Source organism: Mycobacterium sp. SMC-13 (genome assembly GCF_045311035.1).
GTDB lineage: Bacteria > Actinomycetota > Actinomycetes > Mycobacteriales > Mycobacteriaceae > Mycobacterium.
Map to the genome: position 1 here is coordinate 196901 of NZ_JBJIAI010000009.1, position 17940 is coordinate 214840.

The following is a 17940-nucleotide window of genomic DNA, read 5'->3' on the forward strand; positions in this document are numbered from 1 at the left end:
GCGCGCCCGACGCGTCAGGGCAGACACCGCGTGGATTCGATGATCTCGGCGCCCATGTTGCGCCGCATCATCTTCAGCGCCGCGTCACCGAGTTGCGGGTCGATGTGCGCGACCGCGTCGGGTGGGACGATGACGTCGTAGTGCCGCAGGTACCCGTCGAGGGCGCTGTAGAGAATGCACTGTTCGGTGACCTGACCCGTCAGGATCAGCCTGGTGACGCCACGCTGCCGCAGCAGGTAGTCGAGAGCGGTGGCGTAGAAGACGCTGTGCCGCACCTTGGTCAGAAAGGTGCTGCCCTGTGTCGGCACCAGCGGCTTGACGAGCTCGGGGTGGCTCCCGGACAACGCGACGTCGACGATGCCTTCGCCGCCGACGCTGAAATCTTCATGGTTGTCGTTGACGTACAGGACGTCCACACCATGGTGTGATCGGGCCGCCGTCAGCAGCCGGTGCAACGGATCGAGAATCTCGGCGACATTCGCCGCAAGTTCCTCACCGTCTTCGTGCCGGTAGTCGTTGAACATGTCGATGATCAACAGAGCGGTGTCACTCATCGATGGTGCATACCCAGACGTCACCGCGGGCACACCTGCCGATGTCACCGTGCCGCGTCGCGCAGGATCTGTTGCAGCCCTTGCATCGGGTCGGCGCCGTCCGGCGGGGGCAGCGGTGGCGGAAGGGTCGACGTGGCATCCCCGGCCGCGGGCGGCGGCGCCGGGGGCGGTGCTGCCGGAGGGGGTGGGGGCGGCGCGGCCGGCGGCGGGCCGGCCTCGGCGAGCTTGGCGTCCAGCCGGGGCAGGGCCTCTGCGCGGATCCGGCGCCGCTGCGCATCGGGGTCGGCGTTGCCCGCGAAACAGTCGGCGGGCGCGTGCGTGACCACATCCCTGGCGGCGGTGTACTGCCGGACGGCCGCGTCGCGGTCGCCCGCTGCGGCAGCTTGATCGCCGAGGGTTTCGCGGATCAGCTCGAGGTTGACCCGGACCGGGCACGACCGGTCGGCCGGGGTCTGCGCCAGGGCGCGGCCGAATTCGCGGTCGGCATCGCCGAGCCGGTGCTGCAGTACCGCGAGGCTTCCGCCGGCGTACGACGTCCGGCCCGGTTCGATCACGTTGAACTGGCGCAGGATTGCGACGTCGTCGGACAGCGCGGCGGTGTCCCGGTTCGCATAGTCGGTGACCGCCGAGTCGCCGACGACAGCGACAGTTGCCAGCTTCGCGGCGAGGATCAGCACCGCGGCGACGACGGGCGCCGAGCCCAGGAGCAGTCGGCGACGCAGCTTTCGTCGGTCGGTGTTCACAGTCGTACCCGGTCCAGTCGGGTGCGGGCCGCTTCCCGCAACGTCAGGAACAGTTCGATGAGAAGCAGCATGGCGGCGAGCCCTGAGAGCGCCCAGTAGAGTTCCGTTCCACTGTGACCCGAGCCGATGGGCGATTGGACGGGGCGGGCGACGTCGGTGAGCGCCTCGGGCGGCAGCCCGGCCGCGGGCCGCGGCACATACGGCACCCCGATCTGCTCGGCAACGGCCCGTAGCGAGGGGACCGCGTCGTCGCCGTAACCGATCACGGCCCCGCCGGCGACCACACCTTCCGGTAGATCGAATTCCCTTTGCGGAGTGGCGGATTCCGGTGTCCCCGCGCCGAGGTAATACACGAGGTTCTTGGCGTCCGGGTATTGCTGGGCTGCGCTGAGCAGCTGGTAGCGCAGCACCGTACTTGCCGCGCCGGCGTCGGTATGTGCCGGTTCCGGTGTGGGGTAGGTGATGGGAGCCGTCACGACCGGCTTCAGACTCCACGCGTCGGCCGAGAGCGGCCATTCCACTGCTGGGCCGGACGCGAATCCGACGACGGCGAACCGCGCGGTCGGATAGCGGTCGATCAGTTGCGCGATGTCGGCACTCGCCTCGGCCGCGCGTGAGCGGCCGTCGGGTCCCGGTGCCGCCATGTCCGCCGAGCGGTCGACGACCAGGAAGACATTCGGTTCGAGCGCGCCTGCGGTCTGGGGCGGCGGGGGTGTCGCCCCGATCGCCGGGCGCGTGCCGGCGGCGATCAACAGCACCACGGTCAGGCCGAATCCGGCCCAGCGCCACGTCCGCCAACCGGTGTGTTCGGTGCTTCGCCGTCGCCACCATGCGGCACCGCAGGCGGCGAGCAGGGCGACCACGAGTGCGATGTCCGGAGTCTCTGTCGGTGTGGCGGCGACGTTCGTCCGATCGGCCGGGGGCGGATGGCGGGTGATGTCGCGCAACGACGCACCGATATCAGTGGCAGGGTGCGACCTGCCGCCGGTGTCGTGCACGAGGCCGGAAACGGTGCCCCCATCGGCGCCGACGATGAGTGCGTTCACCTGGATCTTGCTGGTGGCAGCCAGGTCTCGAAGCGCGGCGCCGTCGAACAGCCGGCCGGCCTCTCCGCTCGAAGCGTCTGGCCCGACGTAAATGAGTGACCTGCGCGTCGCCGTGCCCTTGGCGGCCGGCGGGAACCCGGTCATGCACAGCGCGAGGAGGTCTTCGATGTTCGGGGTGTAGCCGGTGTAGCGGACGGGCGCGACGAACGGTCTGGCGTCGCTGCGCTTGATCTGCCGACCATAGGCGGTGAACTCCGCGGCCACGTACTGGTAGTCCCGAGTCAACGGGACGACACGGCGATTGGCAGACGTCAGCCCGATCCGCTCGGTGCGGTACTCCCGGGCCGCATCGGCGAAGAACTGCAGCGTCGCGTTGACGGGGGAATCGGAGACCGGGGCGCCGACGCAGATCATGATGTCCTGCGGCGCAGCGGCTTCGGACCGGCGATCGAGCGTGGGCAGACCCGTGGGTCGTGCCGTGGCCACGACGGCGGCACCGAAACCCACCACGAGGAGCACGACGGCGGACCACACCGAGATCGTGTTCCGGCGTTGTGCCCGGCGGTATTCGGGCAGCCGCGTCAGGCGGCCGGTGTTGGCGAGCGGTTTGAGATCGCCGGGACGCTGGCGGTGTGGCCAGAGCACGGCCACCGCCACGCACGCCGCCAGCGCGACGAACCCGATGATCGCCGCAATCCGCCAGGTCAGCTCCATCGCCTGACCAGCCCTTCGGCGGTCGCGCAGGCATCGTCGACATCGACGTCCGATCGCGGATTGAATTGCACGTCGACGAGTTCGGACAGCAGCGGTGCGGCGGCGCCGGCCGGGCCGGCTGCGATGGCGCCGACGTGCATGTACTGCACGCGGAGCCCGGTCGCGGCGTGCAGGAACCGGCGGACTTCTCGGCTCAGCGCCGCCCCGGCAGCCGGCGCCGAGAGGTCGCCCGATCGATGGCGCCTGGCGATGCCGCGAATGTCCCGGACCGCGCGCAGCTTGATCATCTCGTCCCGCACGACTCGGATCAACCGCACGTCGCCGATCCGGCGGGACGCTGACGTCGCCTTGAAAAGCCAGGCATACCAGGCGATTACACAGACGATCAGCGCAGCCGAAAGCCACGGCCACCACCCGGAATAGGGCTCGGGGCCGACCACGTAGCGCAGCAGATCGTCATCTGGCACGTGCGTAGACCCCCGTCATCGCCGTCAGGGCGGGTTTGATCTGGGTGCTCGCGCCGATTCGCGCATGCGGTACGCCGGACACGGTCAGAAACTCCGAAAGATTCTGGCGCCGTTCGTCTTCCGATCGCCGGTAGGCTTCGGTGACGGCGCGGTCGAGTGCGGACGGCGGTAGCAGGAACTGTCCATCGGCGGCGTCGTAGCTGCGGCCGGCTCCGGATCCCACCGGTGGCATGTCGGTCACCAGCGCCCACAGGACGTCGTGCCGGGCGGTCAGTGAGCGCAGCACGTTCTGCAACGCGTCACTGATCTCGGGTTCGTCGGACACGATGAAGACCAGGAGCCGGTGGCGGTAATGCGTGGCCAGCCATTTCAGTTGGACCAGCAGATCGCTGCGAGCGGGGGATTCGCCGGCGAGCTGCAGGTAGTGGTGCAGCATGCGCTCGATATGCGTCTCGCCACGCCGCAGGCGGGTGTCGATACAACCACGGCGGTCTCCCGCCACCAGGCCTATCTCGTCGGATCGGCGCAGCGTCATGAGCCCGATCGCGCCGATGACGTGCATGATGATGTCCTTCTTGAGCTCTCCCGATGGCGCGAGCGCCGACACGTTTCGGCCGGCGTCGGCGACCACCACGATCTTGTGGTGCTTCTCGGACACGAACTGCTTGATGAGGGTGTGGCCGGACCGGGAACTCGCCTTCCAATCGATGTCCCGGACGTCGTCGCCCGGGACGTAGGGGCGTAGTTCGTCGAACTCGAGGCTCCGGGTGTGGATCAGCGCGTAGCGGCCGCCTTCCAGGAGGCTGCCCGGGTCACGGCCGATGTGGATTTTCGCGGCGTCGAGGTGTTTCCCCATGTCGGCCTCACGGCACCGGGACCGTCTGCAGTACCGCGTCGACCACTGCGTCAGGCGTGATCCGAGCGCTCGCGGCCTCGAAGCCGAGGATCAGTCGATGCCGCAGCACGCGGTGTGCGAGCATCGAAATATCCTCGGGAACAACGTGTCCGCGGTCGTGGATGACGGCGAGCGCGCGTGCGGCGCGGCAGAAGGCGATGGTTGCGCGGGGGCTCGCGCCGTATTCGACGAGTCGGGCGAGGTGCGACGGTAGGTGTTGGGCGGGGCTGCGCGTGACGTCGACCAGTCGGCTCGCGTACGCGACGAGCGCGCGATCGAGGTGGACCGAGCGGACGATCTCCTGCACCCGCCGGACGTCGTCGAGCGAGACCACGGGGGCCGGATGACGGGCGCGGTCGTACCGCCCGGCGTCCATGCGGTCGATGATCTCGATCTCGTCCGTGATCGACGGATAGTGCACGAGCTCTTTGAGCATGAAGCGGTCGGTCTGGGCCTCCGACAGGGGATAGGTGCCTTCCTGGTCGACGGGGTTCTGGGTGGCGATGACGAGAAACGGCTCGGGTATCGGGTATTCGACGCCGGCGATCGTGGTCTGACGTTCCTCCATCGCTTCGAGCATGGCGCTCTGCGTCTTGGCGCTCGAGCGGTTGACCTCGTCGAGCAACACGATGTTGGCGTGCACCGGGCCCAGTTGGGTGGTGAACGTGTTGGTGTCGGCCTCGAAGATCTGCGTGCCGATGATGTCGCTGGGCAACAGGTCCGGCGTGCACTGGATGCGGCGGAAGCTGCCACCGACAGACGCGGCAAGAACGCGCGCCGCGGTGGTCTTGGCGAGACCGGGAACGCTCTCGATCAGCAGGTGACCGCCACCGAGCAGCGCGACGAGCATCGTCTCACGCAGGTGCTCCTGGCCCACGACCTGATGGGAGAAGGCCGACGCCACGGCGCCGACGATGGCTCTCGCCTCGGCGATGGCGCCCGGGTCGGGTTGCATTCGGGGTAGTGTCATCGGTCCTTCCGCTCACGGCTTGAGCATCACCTTCACGGCACCGTCCGTTTTCTTCTGGAAGATGTCGTAGGCATGTGGTGCATCATCAAGGGGCAGAACGTGACTGGCGAAGGTGTCGACGCCCAGCGGATCGTCGTCGCCGAGCAGCGGCAGGATGTCGTCGACCCATCTCTTGACGTTGGCCTGGCCCATGCGCAGCTGGATCTGCTTGTCGAACAGCGTCATCATCGGCAGCGGGTCCGACATGCCGCCGTACACGCCGATCAACGAGATGGTCCCGCCGCGGCGGACGATGTCGATGGCCGAGTAGAGCGCATGAAGTCGATCGACCCCGAAGTTCTGCATCATCGGCTTTGCCACCATGTCGGGCAGCGTCGCCGTCATGCGCTGAAGTGCCTGGGCCACAGGCGATCCGTGGGCCTCCATGCCCACCGCATCGATCACCGAGTCGGTGCCGCGGCCGTCGGTCAGCGCCCGGATGGTGTCGCCGATGCTGCCGTCGACGGTGTCGAGGTCGACGGTGTGGATACCGCGCACCGATGCCCGCGCCAACCGTTCCGGAACCCGGTCGACGGCGATCACCCGATAGCCGAGATGCTGAGCGATGCGCGCACACATGTCGCCGATCGGCCCCAGCCCGAGCACCGTGACGCTACCGCCGTCGGGAATGTCGGCGTAGGCGACAGCCTGCCACGCCGTGGGCAGCACGTCCGACAGGTAGACGAATCGCGAATCCGGCGGTCCCTCAGGCACTTTGATGTGGGTGAACTGGGCCTGCGGCACGCGGAGGTATTCGGCTTGGCCGCCCGGTATCTGCCCGTACAGTTCCGAATAGCCGAACAGCGCGGCACCTTTGCCGTGGTCGCGAACCTGCGTGGTCTCGCACTGGGTGTAGAGCTGCTGGCCGCACATGTAGCAGTGCCCGCAGGAAATCTGGAACGGCACGACGACCCGGTCACCGACGGACAACCCGTCGACGTCGCTGCCGACCTCGCGAACGATGCCCATGGGTTCGTGCCCGAGAATGTCGCCCTCGTGCATGAACGCCCCGAGCACTTCGTACAGGTGCAGATCCGATCCGCAGATGTTGGTCGAGGTGACTTCGATGATGGCGTCGGTGGGCGCTTCGATCTCGGGGTCGGGCACGGTGTCGACTCGGACGTCTCGTCGGCCATGCCAGGTAACTGCCTTCACGCAGGACTCCCATCTCCGGTATCGACCATCGACGGCACCCGTTGACGGTTTGCAAGAATGAGCAGTGGCTACCCCAACTCCGGTATCCCAAAACCCGAGGCCAGGACCGGTGATGAAACCAGAGACCGCATTTGATGATTTCGTCGACCTGCTCGACTACCCGATGTTCGTGGTCACGGTGCAGGCCGGCGGTCAGACCGCCGGATGCCTGGTGGGCTTCGCCACGCAGGCCAGCATCGACCCGCCGAGGTTCCTCGTCGGGCTGTCCACGGCGAATCACACGACCTCGATCGCGCGGACGGCCACTCACCTTGCGGTGCACCTGCTGCCGCGCGACGAGTTGAAGCTGGCCGAGCTGTTCGGCGGTGAGACGGGCGATGCCGTCGACAAATTCGAGCGCTGCGCCTGGCATGTCGGGCCGGAAGGCTCTGCGGTCCTCGATTCCGCGCTGGCCTGGTTCGTCGGCGAGATCATCGCGAGATTCGACATGGGCGACCACGTGGGTCATCTGCTGGCACCTGTCGCGGGCGGTGATTCCGGCACCGGGGGCAAGCCGGTGTTCTTCGACGATGTGAAGGATCTCAGCCCGGGGCACGGCGCGTAGACAGGGCTGAGATGACCGGTATCGCAGGCAAAGTCGTCGCCATCACGGGCGCCAGCAGTGGCATCGGCGAAGCAACAGCCCGGCTGCTCGCCGAACGGGGCGCGGTGGTGGTTCTCGGCGCCCGCCGGGGTGCCCGGCTCGACGAGTTGGGCGTTGCGATCCGCGCCGCCGGCGGGCAGGTGGTCACGTGCCCGACCGATGTGACACACCGGGCCGACGTCGACGCACTGGTGGCCGCCGCGGTGGACGCGTTCGGTCGGCTGGATGTCCTGGTGAGTAATGCCGGCATCGGCAAGATCGGTCCGGTCGCCGACCTGGACACCGACGGCTGGTCGCAGATGATCGACGTCAACCTGCGCGGCGTGCTCCACGGCATCGCCGCGGCGCTACCGGTGTTCCGGCGACAGGGTGCCGGGCACTTCATCACGACGGTGTCCACGGCAGGGCTGAAAATCGTTCCGGGGCAGGCGGTTTACGCGGCCGCGAAGAACGCGGTGCGAACCCTGATGGAAGGTCTGCGGCAGGAGTCGACGGACGGCGTCGTACGAACGACGTCGATATCGCCGGGCTTCGTCCGCACCGAGCTCGACGCCGCGATCGACGACCCGGCCCTTCGCAACCAGATCCGTCGCAACATGGATGACTTCGGGCTGCCGCCGGAGGCGGTCGCCCGCGCGATCGCCTTCGCCATGGAGCAGCCGCACGACGTCGAGATCGGGGACATCACCATCCGCCCGACCGTGCAGGGTTAGTCGACGCTAGCGCGCTGACAACCGCCGGGCGATCTCGCCGTACCGCTCGAAACGGTCCGTCCCGCCGAGGGCGTTGTAGAGGACGACGCGGGTCGCGACGCCCTCGTATCTGGCAATCAGCTTGTCCGCCAGGTCATCCCACGTCGACTCGGTGACGAAAGCGGCGATGTGGTCGTCGGTGATCTGCGCCATCATGCCGGCCATGTCGCCCGCCTTCTGCTTCTCCCGCAACCGCGCGGTGGTGCCGTCGAAACCGGCTTCGTCCCAGATGAAGGCGTAGTTCGGGGTGCTGCCGTAGAAGCTCATGCTGGCGCGCACGAATTCGCGTTCGTTGTGGCGTTCTTCGTCGGTGTCGCCGACGATCGTCATGGCCGGGATGATCGTGTCGATGTCGGCGGGGGAGCGGCCCGCCTTCTCGGCTCCGGCGGCCACATTGGGCAGCACGTGGCGGGTGACGTAGCCCGGTTCGCCGAGCGGGTGGATGTGCACGCCGTCGGCGACCTCGCCGGCCATGCGCAGCATCCACGGATTCACCGCGGCGATGTCGACCTTGGGATCGGGCGCATCGATCGGTCCGGGGCTCCACTGCGGCGTGATGAAGTCCAGGTCGTAGAAATCGCCGTGATGGTCGAGCTTGCCGGTCCGGAAAGCCGTGAAACACGCCTTCACGGCGCGCACATAATCGCGCAGCCGCGGGCCCGGCTGCTCGAACGGCATGCCGTAGCGCCGCACCACGTGCGTCCGCACCTGGGTGCCGAGACCGAGCCGGAACCTGCCGCCGGTGGCTTCCTGGAGCTCCCACGCCGAGGCCGCCGTGACGAAGGGGCTGCGCGGAAACGCGACCGCGACACCGGTGGACAGCTCGAGTCCGGGAGCGGCCTGGGACGCGACGGCCGCACTCAGATATGCGGTCCGGCCCGTCTCGGTCAGCAGGAGACCGGAGAATCCGGCGGCGTGGGCGCGCTGGGCGAGTGTGCCCATCTGAGCCAAGGGCTGCGGAACCGTCATCACGTCGATGTGCACGGTGGCAGCCTACGGTTGTGCCACTTGTCAGCTGGCGTGGTCGAACGTATTAGCCGTCCACACCTCCACCGCGCCACCGGGGCCCGAAGCACCGCGCATCTGCACGCGTGATGTCCACATCGCGCGGATCCACCCTGCGGCGTGAAGGCAGGTACTAGCGTCTGGGCAGCGGCAGTTCACTTCGGAGGGGGTAGGCGTCATGCGGGTGCTGGTCACGGGCGGGACCGGGTTCGTCGGTGGTTGGAGTGCGAAAGCCATTGCGGACAAGGGGCATTCGGTCCGGTTCCTGGTGCGCAACGCGGCTCGGTTGCAGACCAGCGTGGCCCAATTGGGCGTCGACGTCTCTGACCACGTGGTCGGCGACATCACCGATCGCGACTCGGTGCTGCGCGCGCTGGACGGGTGCGACGCCGTGCTGCACGCCGCGGCGCTGGTCGCCACCGATCCGAACCAGGCGGCGCAGATGCTGAGTACCAACATGGACGGTGCGCGCAACGTGCTGGGCGGCGCCGTCGAACTGGGCCTCGATCCGATCATCCACGTCTCGAGCATCACCGCGCTGTTCAATCCCGACGTGGACAAGCTCGAGGCCGACCTTCCGGTGTTCGGCGGCACCGACGGCTACGGACGGTCCAAAGCCCAGGTCGAGATCTACGCCCGCGGCATGCAGGACGCCGGGGCGCCGGTGAACATCACCTATCCCGGCATGGTCATGGGTCCGCCGGTCGGCAACCAGTTCGGCGAGGCCGGCGAAGGCGTGGCGCAGGCACTTCAACTCGGCGCGATTCCCGGCCGCAGCGCGGCCTGGACGGTGGTCGACGGTCGGGATCTGGCCGAGCTCCACGCGGCGTTGCTGGAGCCGGGCAAGGGACCCCGCCGCTACATGGCCGGCGGCCATCGGATCCCGGTGGACGAGCTGGCTCGGCTGTTGAGCGAAGTCGGCGACAAGACCATGTTCTCCGTTCCGGTTCCCGACACGGTGCTGCGGCTGGCCGGCCAGGTACTTGATCGGCTGGGACCATTGCTGCCGTTCCAGACGCCGTTCACCGAAGCCGCGATGCAGTACTACACCCAGATGCCCGACTCGGACGACACCCCGAGCGAGCGCGAACTCGGTGTCACCTACCGCGATCCACGCATCACCTTGGCCGACACCGTCGCCGGCCTTCGTAAGCTGAACCACTGAGGGCGAATGATGGCTGATGTCAAGAAGTTTCAGGTCACCTTCGACTGCGCGGTACCCGAGCGGGTGGCGCGGTTCTGGTGCGACGTGCTGGGATACGTCGTACCGCCGCCACCGCCGGGATTCGCATCGTGGGACGACTTCGACCACGCACTGCCACCCGAACATCGAGGTTCGAAGTTCGCGTGCGTTGATCCCGAAGGCGTCGGCCCGCGCCTGTTCTTCCAGCGCGTACCCGAAGGCAAGACGGTGAAGAACCGCGTGCACCTGGACGTGCGCGTGGCCACCGGTCTGGCCGGGGACGAACGACTGGCCGCGCTCGAGGCGGAGTGCGAACGGCTGATCGCGCTCGGTGCGGTCCGCGTGCGATTGCTTCCCGCCGACGACATCAACGAGTCGTGCATCGTCATGCAGGACGTGGAGGGCAACGAGTTCTGCCTCGACTGACCGCAGACCCGTTTACCGCTGGCGCCGTGGGGTATTCACCAATTGCCTACGGCGCCAGGTCCGCTCGTTCGGGGGTCGGGCACGCTCGCCAGGTAGGAATGCGATGTCGCATCCGTCGCGGACCTTGACGCATGAGGCCATGCAGTCGAGGCAAGGACGAGACAATGACCATCAAACAACTGGCAGCAGCGGCCACCGTCGCCGGCAGTCTGGCGGCCGGCTTGTTCGGCGTGGCCGGCGGAATCGCGACCGTGTCGCCGAGCACCCTGGGCAGCGGCGTCGCGAGCGCCGAACCGAATGTCCCCCCGGCGATTCCGCCGCCCTGGGCGCCGGTCCAACCGAACCCGCCGTGGTGGGCCCCGGGTGCGTCCGTGGTGTGGAGCCCGGCCATCGAGCGTTGGGGCTTCTGGTGGTTCGGCAATTTCATGCCGATGTAGGCAGGTTGCCGTAGCCACCGGAATGAGCCGGTCGTCGCATCTCAGAGAAGAAATGCGGCGACCGGTTCAACGGCGTAGATGTGGTGAATCGGGATTGGCGACGACAACAAGAGGGGTGCCATGAGGCGACAGGTTGCGATCGGTGCGGTGAGCATGGCGGTTGTCGTGGGGATCGCCGGCTGCGGTGGCGAGAAACCGCCGTCGGAGACGACGAGCTCGAGCAGCAGCACCACCACCACCAAGTCCACGTCATCGCCGGCATCGTCGACGACGGCCTCGCCCACCCAACCGCCGACCGGCAATCCGCCGCCCGGCCAGGCCGAGGTGACCGTCGACGGGGTGCGTCAGAACATCACGGGCAACGTGGTCTGTACCAACGCCGTCGGAAACTTCAACATCGCCATCGGTCAGAAGGCCTCGGGAGTGGCGGTGGTGCTGACACCGGACGCCGCCACGGTGCACTCGGTGATCCTGGGCAACGTCAACGGCGTCATTCTCGGCTATCAGCAGGGCATGTCGGGCGGCGAGGCCACGGCGTCCAAGGACGGCGACACCTACGTCATCAGCGGTAGCGCTACCGGGGTGACGGCAGCGCTACCGCCCGTGATGGTGACCAAGCCCTTCGAGATTCGCGTTACCTGCAGCTGATGCTCACGCCGCGATCTGAGTGACGTTGAGGTGCTTGTGCGCCTCGGCCTTCCGCTGCGCGAGCTTCGAGTGCGACCTGCCGTACACGAAGTACAGCGCGACGCCGACGGCCATCCACACGACGAACCGAAGCCAGGTCTCGACCTCCAGGTTGATCATCAGCCACAGGCACGACAGCGCAGCCAGGATCGGGACGAGCGGCACGAGAGGCACCCGGAAGCCGCGTTTGAGATCGGGCCGCGTGCGGCGCAGGATCGGCACTCCGATCGCCACCAGGATGAAGGCGACGAGCGTGCCGATGTTGACCATGCCCGCGAGGGTGCCGAAGTCCACGAACGCCGCCAGCACCGCGCACACCACGCCCACGATGACCGTCAATCGCACCGGGGTGCCGTGCTTGCCGGTGTGCGAAAGCCGCTTGGGGAGCAGGCCGTCGCGGGACATGGCGAACAGGACGCGGGTCTGGCCGAGGAACATCACCATGACGACGGTCGACAGGCCCGCCAATGCGCCGATGGAGATGATGTTCTTGGCCCAGGTGTCACCGTGGAGGGCGAATGCCGTTGCGAGGGTGGCATTTTCTCCCTGCAGTTCGGTGTACGGCACCATGCCGGTGAGCACGAACGACACCGCGACGTAGCAGACGGTGACGATGGCCAGCGCGCCGAAGATGCCGCGCGGGACGTCGCGCTGCGGGTTGCGGGTCTCTTCCGCCGCGGTGGCGACCACGTCGAAGCCGATGAATGCGAAGAACGCGATGCTGGCCGCGGTCAGCAGACCCAGCCACCCGAAGCTCGTGCCGCCGGTTCCGGTGAGCCAGGCCAGCATGGACTGGTGTACGCCATCCGCCTTCGCCGAGGGCTGCGCCGCCGGGATGAAGGGGGTGAGGTTCGAGGCCTTGAAGTAGGTGGCACCGACAACGAGGATCAGCACGATCACGGACAGCTTGATCGCCACGGCGACGGCCGAAACCCGCGATGACAGCTTCGTTCCGGTCGCCAGCAGCACACCGACGATGGCGATGATCACCAGCGCACCCCAGTCGAACTTGACGGACCCCAGGTGCACCACCGGTGACACCGTCCCACCGAGGACGTGGCCGAGATACTGCGACCAGCCTTTGGCGACAACGGATACCGCGAGCGCGAACTCGAGGATCAGATCCCAGCCGATGATCCACGCGACCAGCTCACCGAAGGTGGCGTAGGCGTAGGTGTAGGCGCTGCCGGCGACGGGCACAGTCGAGGCGAACTCGGCGTAGCACAGCGCGGTGAGCCCGCATGTGATCGCCGCGATGACGAAGGCGACCGACACGGCCGGCCCCGCCATGTTGCCCGCGGTCTGAGCGGTAAGGGTGAAGATGCCGGCGCCGATGACGACGGCCACGCCGAAAACAGTGAGATCCCTTGCCGTCAGATCTTTGCGGAGCTTCGAGTCGGGTTCATCGGTGTCCCGGATCGACTGCTCGACCGACTTGGTGCGGAAAAGCCCGCCGCCGGCGCCCATCAGATGGCCCCGTCGAGCCGCTGTTCGGCGAACAGGTTCGCGGCGGCGCCGATGCTGATGCCCGTCTCGCGCGCGGTGGCGATGATGTCGCGGCAGCGGTCGTAGATCCGGGTCACGTCGCCCTCGACGGCGGTGCGGTCCGCGCCGTGCAGTTCACCGGCCACCTGAATGAGGCCGCCGGCGTTGGCGACGTAGTCAGGTACCCAGGTGATCCCGCGGCGGCCGAGCAACAGCTCGACGTCCGGCGTCGCGAGCTGGTTGTTTGCGGCACCGCAAATCAGCTTCGCCTCGATGGTGTCAGCGCTCATAGGCGTCAGAGTAGACCCGAGGGCACACGGAGCATAGACATCGACCGGGGCGTCGGCAACCGAATTGAGAAGGCGCACCGACGGGTGGTCATTCGACAGGCGCAGCAGCGCAGCGGCGTTCACGTCGGTGGCGTACACGTCCGCGCCATCCGCGAGCAGCAGTGCGATGAGTTCCCGGCCGACCTTGCCGACACCCTCGACGCCGACGGTCCGGCCGGCCAACGTCGCTGCGCCCCAGACAGATTCGGCGCCGGCACGCATGGCGTTGAACACGCCCAGCGCGGTGAGGCGCGCGCTGTCACCCGAGCCGCCGGCCCCGGCGCTGCGGCCGGTGACGTGCGACGTGTACTTGCCCATGATGTCGAGATCGTCGGTGTTGGTGCCGACGTCACCGGCGGTGACGTAGCGTCCGCCCAGGGTGTTGACGTAGCGCGCGAACGCCGCGAACAGTGCTTCGCTCTTGTCGCTGGTGGGATCGCCGATGATCACGGACTTGCCGCCGCCCAGGTTCACCCCGGCCGCCGCGGCCTTGTACGTCATGCCCCACGACAGCCGCAGCACGTCCTCGAGTGCCTCGAATTCGTCGGCGTACGGGTACATGCGGCAGCCGCCGAGGGCCGGGCCCAGCGCCGTCGAGTGGATCGCGATGATGGCCTTGAGACCGGATTCGGCGTCCTCGCAGAACACGACCTGCTCGTGGCTACGGGAGCTCAGCTTGTGCGAACGACCGAAGACTCCGGCGGGGGTGGATACCGGGGAGTTGGACACTACTGTCACTACGGATTCCTTTCTGGTGCCGCATGTTCGGCGGCATGGTTGACGCTGCCGCGGGTGTCACGGCAGGACAGCTGGGGTGGCGCCGGTCAGGCCGGGATGCCGAGCTCGCGCAGGCGTGCCCAGTACAGCTCGACGTTGCCGAGTTTGATGTCCTCGTAACCGCGAACGATGTCGGGCAGTCCGGCTGCCTCGACAGCCGTGGCGTAGTTGTCGACAGTCAGTTCGGCGGCGAGGCGCAGCACCATGGCCGTGTAGTGAGACAGCAACTGCCGCTCCACTTTTCGCACGTGCGCGTAGCCGAACGGGTCCAGCTTGGTGCCGCGCAGCACCTTGGCCTTGGCCAGCATCTTCAGTGCCACATGCGATTTCGGTCCGAAGCCGACCTTCTTCGTGCGGCCCATGGCGCGCAGGACGGGCGGGTGCAGTTTGTAGGTGAGGTTCTCCCCACCGGGCACCTGCGCCTGCACATCGGCCAGGAACGCCGGGTCGACCAGCAGCCGGGCGACCTCGTATTCGTCCTTGTAGGCCGTGAACTTGTGCAGCCCGCGGGCGACGGCCTCGCTGAAGGCGGTGTTGTCGGTGATGGTGCGCTCCAGCTGCCACACGGCCTGCACCGTTTCGACGTACCGCCGCGCGACCTTCGTGTTCTGGTAGCGGACCAGTTCACCGGCACGCAGTTCGACCAGCCGGCGCACCTCGCCGCCGAACGTGGTGCTGGCCAGCAGCTCCGGGCTGGCCACCGCGGGCCGGGCCTTGGGCCGGGCGGCCTCGACGGCGGCGGCGAACGCGGCCGGATCGGCCACCGCAACGCGGCCCCAGCGGAACGCCGCCACATTGGCAGCGACCGCGACACCGTTGATGCCGATGGCCTCTTCGATGCTCGCCGCGGGCAGGCGCAGGCCGCCGTTCTGGAAGGCGGCACCCACGACCAGGAAGTTGGCCGCTGCGGTGTTGCCGAACAGGGCCTGTGCCGCGGCCAGCGCATCGAAGTGCGTCAGCGTGCGGGTGACGCCGGTCAGCCGGTCGAGCAACGACTGGGTCTCCGGGTAGGCGACGGACTTGTCGTACACCATGTCGCCGGTCGGGGTCTGGCTCGTCGAGGCGACCGCGATGGTTCGTTCGGCACTGCCGTAGGCCAGGTTCCGGTTGTCGGTCGCGGTGAGCAGGTCGATGGCGATGATGCAGTCGGCACTGCCCGAGGTGAGCCGGTTGGACGGCTCGAGGGCGGCGGTCGAGAACCGCAGGTGCGACACCACCGGTCCGGCCTTCTGACTCAGGCCGATCTGGTCGAGGCTCTCCACCTCGTAGCCCGCGCGCAGGGCGGCGGTCGCCAGCACCTGGTTCACCGTGACGATGCCGGTGCCACCGATGCCGGCGAGCAGGACGTTCTGCGTGCCGGTCGGCACACCGAACCCCGGATCGGCGACCCGCGGCGGTTCCGGCGCCTTGCGCCGGGATGTCTTGCGGCCCTTCTTCTCCGGGGTCAGCTCGACCGTGACGAACGACGGGCAGTCGCCGTCGAGGCACGTGTAGTCGGTGTTGCACGACGTCTGGTCGATGCGGGTCTTGCGGCCGAATTCGGTGTCGACCGGCTGTACCGACAGGCAGTTCGACTTGGTGCCGCAGTCGCCGCAGCCCTCGCACACCGCTTCGTTGATCACCACGCGCGTGTTGCGGGTGGGCAGCGTGCCGCGCTTGCGCTGACGGCGCGCGTCGGCAGCGCAGTGCTGGTCGTAGATGAGCACGGTCACACCCGGGATCTCTCGCAGCACCTTCTGCGCCTCATCGAGGCGGTCGCGGTGCCACAGCAGGGTGCCCTTCGCGAGAGCTTTCTTGTTGTGCCGCTTGGGTTCGTCGGCGCAGATGATGATCTGCTTGACGCCCTCGGCCGTCAGCTTGTGCGTGAGCCCGGCAACGACCAGGCCGCCCTCGACGTCCTGTGCGCCGGTCATGGCGACCACTTCGTTGTAGAGCAGCTTGTAGGTGATGTTGACCCCGGCGGCGATGCAGGCCTGCACCGCGAGCTGACCCGAGTGGAAGAACGTGCCGTCGCCGACGTTCTGGAACAGGTGCGGCACGTCGGTGAACGGTGCCTGCCCGATCCACTGGCTGCCCTCGCCACCCATCTGCGTCAGACCCACCACGGCGCTGTCACTGCGGCCGGACATGGTGACCAGGGTGTGGCAGCCGATGCCACCGCCGCCGATGGAGCCCTCCGGGATCGCGGTGGAACGGTTGTGCGGGCAGCCGCTGCAGAAGTAGGCGGTTCGCTTGGCGGACAACACTTCCAGTGACAGTGGCGGGGGAGGGGTGCGCTTGAGCTCGACGTGATCGCGCAGCACCCGGCGCAGCGGCGCGAGCAGGCGGGCGGCGGTCAGCTCACCACCGAGCGGGAACAGCGGCATACCGGCGGCATCGTGCTTGCCGACGATCTGCGGGGCATCGGCGGTGCCGTACAGGATTTCACGGACCTGGGTTTCGATGAACGCCGTCTTGTCCTCGACGACGATCACCTGCTCGAGACCGCGCGCGAACGCCCGGACGGACTCCTGCCCGACGGGGTACGGCATCCCGATGCGCAGCAGGCGGATTCCCGCGCGGTGCAGTGCCGCGTCGTCGACGCCGAGGTCGAGCAGCGCCTGCCGGACGGCGTCGAAGGTGGTACCGGTGGCGGCGATGCCGACCTTTGCACGCACCGGATCCACCTCGAGGACGTCGAGCTGGTTGATGTCCCCGAACGCGCGGACGGTCGCCCAGCGCGGACCGTAGAGGTCGGCCTCGGCGATGAGGCTGTCGGCCGGTGCGGCCATCGGTCGCTGGACGTAGGTGAACGGCTTGCCGTCCCAGAGGATTTCAGGTGCGGTGATGGTGATGTCGGCGACATCGGCGTCGACCGTCCAGGCGCCGTCGGCCACGTCGGCGACGATCTTCATCGCCACGACGCAGCCCGATGCGCGCGACAGCGCGACGCCCTGCATGCCCATGGTGATGATCTCTTCGGCGTTGCGCGGGAACAGGACCGGGATGCCGAGGGCCGCGAGCGACCGTTCGCTCACGGCGGGCACGGTCGACGATTTCGATGCCGGGTCGTCGCCGACCAGCAGCAGCACGCCGCCGCGGGGATTGACGCCGTACATGTTGGCGTGGCGCAGCGCGTCCGTCGCGCGGTCGACGCCGGGTCCCTTTCCGTACCAGACGCCGATGACCCCGTCGTGGGTGGCTTTCCCGGCGGGAAGGTCGGTCTGGCTGCCCCAGACCGAGGTGGCGGCGAGCTCCTCGTTGAAGCCGGGCGTGAAGACGACGTCGTGCTCGGTCAGCACGTTCGGCATGCCCAGCAGCATCTTGTCGACGCCGCCGAGCGGGCTGCCCTGGTAGCCGGAGACGAAGGTCGCGACGCGGCGGCCGGCACGGAGGTCACGGACATGCTGCTCGACCATCATGCGGGCGATCGCCTGGACGCCGGTCAGCAGGACGGGGCCGGCGCCGGCGCGGTACCGGTCGTCGAGGTCGTAGGGCGCGGCGGGTTCGGCCGCTGCGAGTTCGGATCGGGACAGGACACTGGTCATCGAGAACCTCCACACTTTCCGCCACTCAGATCGCCAGTCCTAGGTGCGAACTATTAGCAATCAGTGCAGCGAAATCTGCCCCTGTGGGTGATCTACGTCAACAGTC

17 protein-coding genes are annotated in these 17940 nt (G+C 67.9%); 6 read left to right on the top strand and 11 right to left on the bottom strand.

Going from position 1 to position 17940, the window contains the following annotated elements:
• Positions 1-14: 14 nt before the first annotated feature.
• The 7 genes from ACJH6I_RS15765 to ACJH6I_RS15795 are packed head-to-tail and all read right to left on the bottom strand — an operon-like array spanning position 15 to position 6583.
• Positions 15-554 carry an isochorismatase family cysteine hydrolase gene (locus tag ACJH6I_RS15765; protein WP_318985001.1) on the bottom strand — a complete coding sequence of 180 codons (540 nt, stop codon included), beginning with the start codon at positions 552-554 and terminating at the stop codon, positions 15-17.
• A 44-nt stretch (positions 555-598) separates the two neighbouring features.
• Positions 599-1297, bottom strand: a complete 699-nt coding sequence (locus ACJH6I_RS15770) for a hypothetical protein (protein ID WP_244872536.1) — start codon at positions 1295-1297, stop codon at positions 599-601.
• Positions 1294-3057: a hypothetical protein gene (locus ACJH6I_RS15775; RefSeq protein ID WP_318985002.1), complete on the bottom strand. Its 1764-nt coding sequence runs from the start codon at positions 3055-3057 to the stop codon at positions 1294-1296. Before ACJH6I_RS15775 ends, ACJH6I_RS15770 begins: the two co-directional genes overlap by 4 nt.
• Positions 3048-3524 (bottom strand): hypothetical protein, encoded by a 477-nt coding sequence (locus ACJH6I_RS15780; protein WP_318985003.1) that lies wholly within the window; start codon positions 3522-3524, stop codon positions 3048-3050. Before ACJH6I_RS15780 ends, ACJH6I_RS15775 begins: the two co-directional genes overlap by 10 nt.
• Complete coding sequence (locus tag ACJH6I_RS15785) at positions 3514-4380, bottom strand: DUF58 domain-containing protein (protein WP_318985004.1); 867 nt, start codon at positions 4378-4380, stop codon at positions 3514-3516. The genes ACJH6I_RS15780 and ACJH6I_RS15785 overlap by 11 nt, the downstream gene beginning before the upstream one ends.
• A 7-nt stretch (positions 4381-4387) precedes the next feature.
• A complete protein-coding gene (locus ACJH6I_RS15790; RefSeq protein ID WP_318985005.1) occupies positions 4388-5389 on the bottom strand; it encodes an AAA family ATPase in 1002 nt (333 codons plus the stop codon).
• Positions 5390-5401: 12 nt separating this feature from the next.
• Positions 5402-6583 (bottom strand): zinc-dependent alcohol dehydrogenase, encoded by a 1182-nt coding sequence (locus ACJH6I_RS15795; RefSeq protein ID WP_318985006.1) that lies wholly within the window; start codon positions 6581-6583, stop codon positions 5402-5404.
• Positions 6584-6692: 109 nt separating this feature from the next.
• Here ACJH6I_RS15795 and ACJH6I_RS15800 point away from each other — a divergent pair, with 109 nt between their 5' ends.
• Positions 6693-7187, top strand: a complete 495-nt coding sequence (locus tag ACJH6I_RS15800) for a flavin reductase family protein (protein WP_406774623.1) — start codon at positions 6693-6695, stop codon at positions 7185-7187.
• Between the two features lie 11 nt (positions 7188-7198).
• The gene (locus ACJH6I_RS15805) at positions 7199-7939 is read left to right on the top strand and encodes an SDR family oxidoreductase (RefSeq protein ID WP_318985008.1); all 741 of its coding nucleotides are present in this window, start codon (positions 7199-7201) and stop codon (positions 7937-7939) included.
• Positions 7940-7945: 6 nt separating this feature from the next.
• Here the strand turns inward: ACJH6I_RS15805 and ACJH6I_RS15810 are convergent, their stop codons facing one another.
• The gene (locus tag ACJH6I_RS15810) at positions 7946-8962 is read right to left on the bottom strand and encodes a TIGR03617 family F420-dependent LLM class oxidoreductase (RefSeq protein ID WP_318985009.1); all 1017 of its coding nucleotides are present in this window, start codon (positions 8960-8962) and stop codon (positions 7946-7948) included.
• A 199-nt stretch (positions 8963-9161) separates the two neighbouring features.
• Here ACJH6I_RS15810 and ACJH6I_RS15815 point away from each other — a divergent pair, with 199 nt between their 5' ends.
• From ACJH6I_RS15815 to ACJH6I_RS15830, 4 genes are all read left to right on the top strand, one after another.
• A complete protein-coding gene (locus tag ACJH6I_RS15815; RefSeq protein WP_212811382.1) occupies positions 9162-10148 on the top strand; it encodes an NAD-dependent epimerase/dehydratase family protein in 987 nt (328 codons plus the stop codon).
• 9 nt (positions 10149-10157) lie between these two features.
• The gene (locus ACJH6I_RS15820) at positions 10158-10592 is read left to right on the top strand and encodes a VOC family protein (protein WP_318985010.1); all 435 of its coding nucleotides are present in this window, start codon (positions 10158-10160) and stop codon (positions 10590-10592) included.
• 164 nt (positions 10593-10756) lie between these two features.
• On the top strand, positions 10757-11029 hold the full coding sequence (locus ACJH6I_RS15825) for a hypothetical protein (RefSeq protein WP_212811383.1): 273 nt from the start codon (positions 10757-10759) through the stop codon (positions 11027-11029).
• A gap of 120 nt (positions 11030-11149) precedes the next feature.
• The gene (locus ACJH6I_RS15830) at positions 11150-11677 is read left to right on the top strand and encodes a lipoprotein LpqH (protein WP_318985011.1); all 528 of its coding nucleotides are present in this window, start codon (positions 11150-11152) and stop codon (positions 11675-11677) included.
• A 3-nt stretch (positions 11678-11680) separates the two neighbouring features.
• Here ACJH6I_RS15830 and ACJH6I_RS15835 read toward each other — a convergent pair whose 3' ends face one another.
• From ACJH6I_RS15835 to ACJH6I_RS15845, 3 genes are all read right to left on the bottom strand, one after another.
• Positions 11681-13183: an amino acid permease gene (locus tag ACJH6I_RS15835; RefSeq protein WP_212811385.1), complete on the bottom strand. Its 1503-nt coding sequence runs from the start codon at positions 13181-13183 to the stop codon at positions 11681-11683.
• On the bottom strand, positions 13183-14268 hold the full coding sequence (locus tag ACJH6I_RS15840) for a Glu/Leu/Phe/Val dehydrogenase dimerization domain-containing protein (RefSeq protein WP_212811386.1): 1086 nt from the start codon (positions 14266-14268) through the stop codon (positions 13183-13185). The genes ACJH6I_RS15835 and ACJH6I_RS15840 overlap by 1 nt, the downstream gene beginning before the upstream one ends.
• 86 nt (positions 14269-14354) lie before the next feature.
• Positions 14355-17834, bottom strand: a complete 3480-nt coding sequence (locus ACJH6I_RS15845) for an indolepyruvate ferredoxin oxidoreductase family protein (protein ID WP_346415785.1) — start codon at positions 17832-17834, stop codon at positions 14355-14357.
• Positions 17835-17940: the final 106 nt, after the last annotated feature.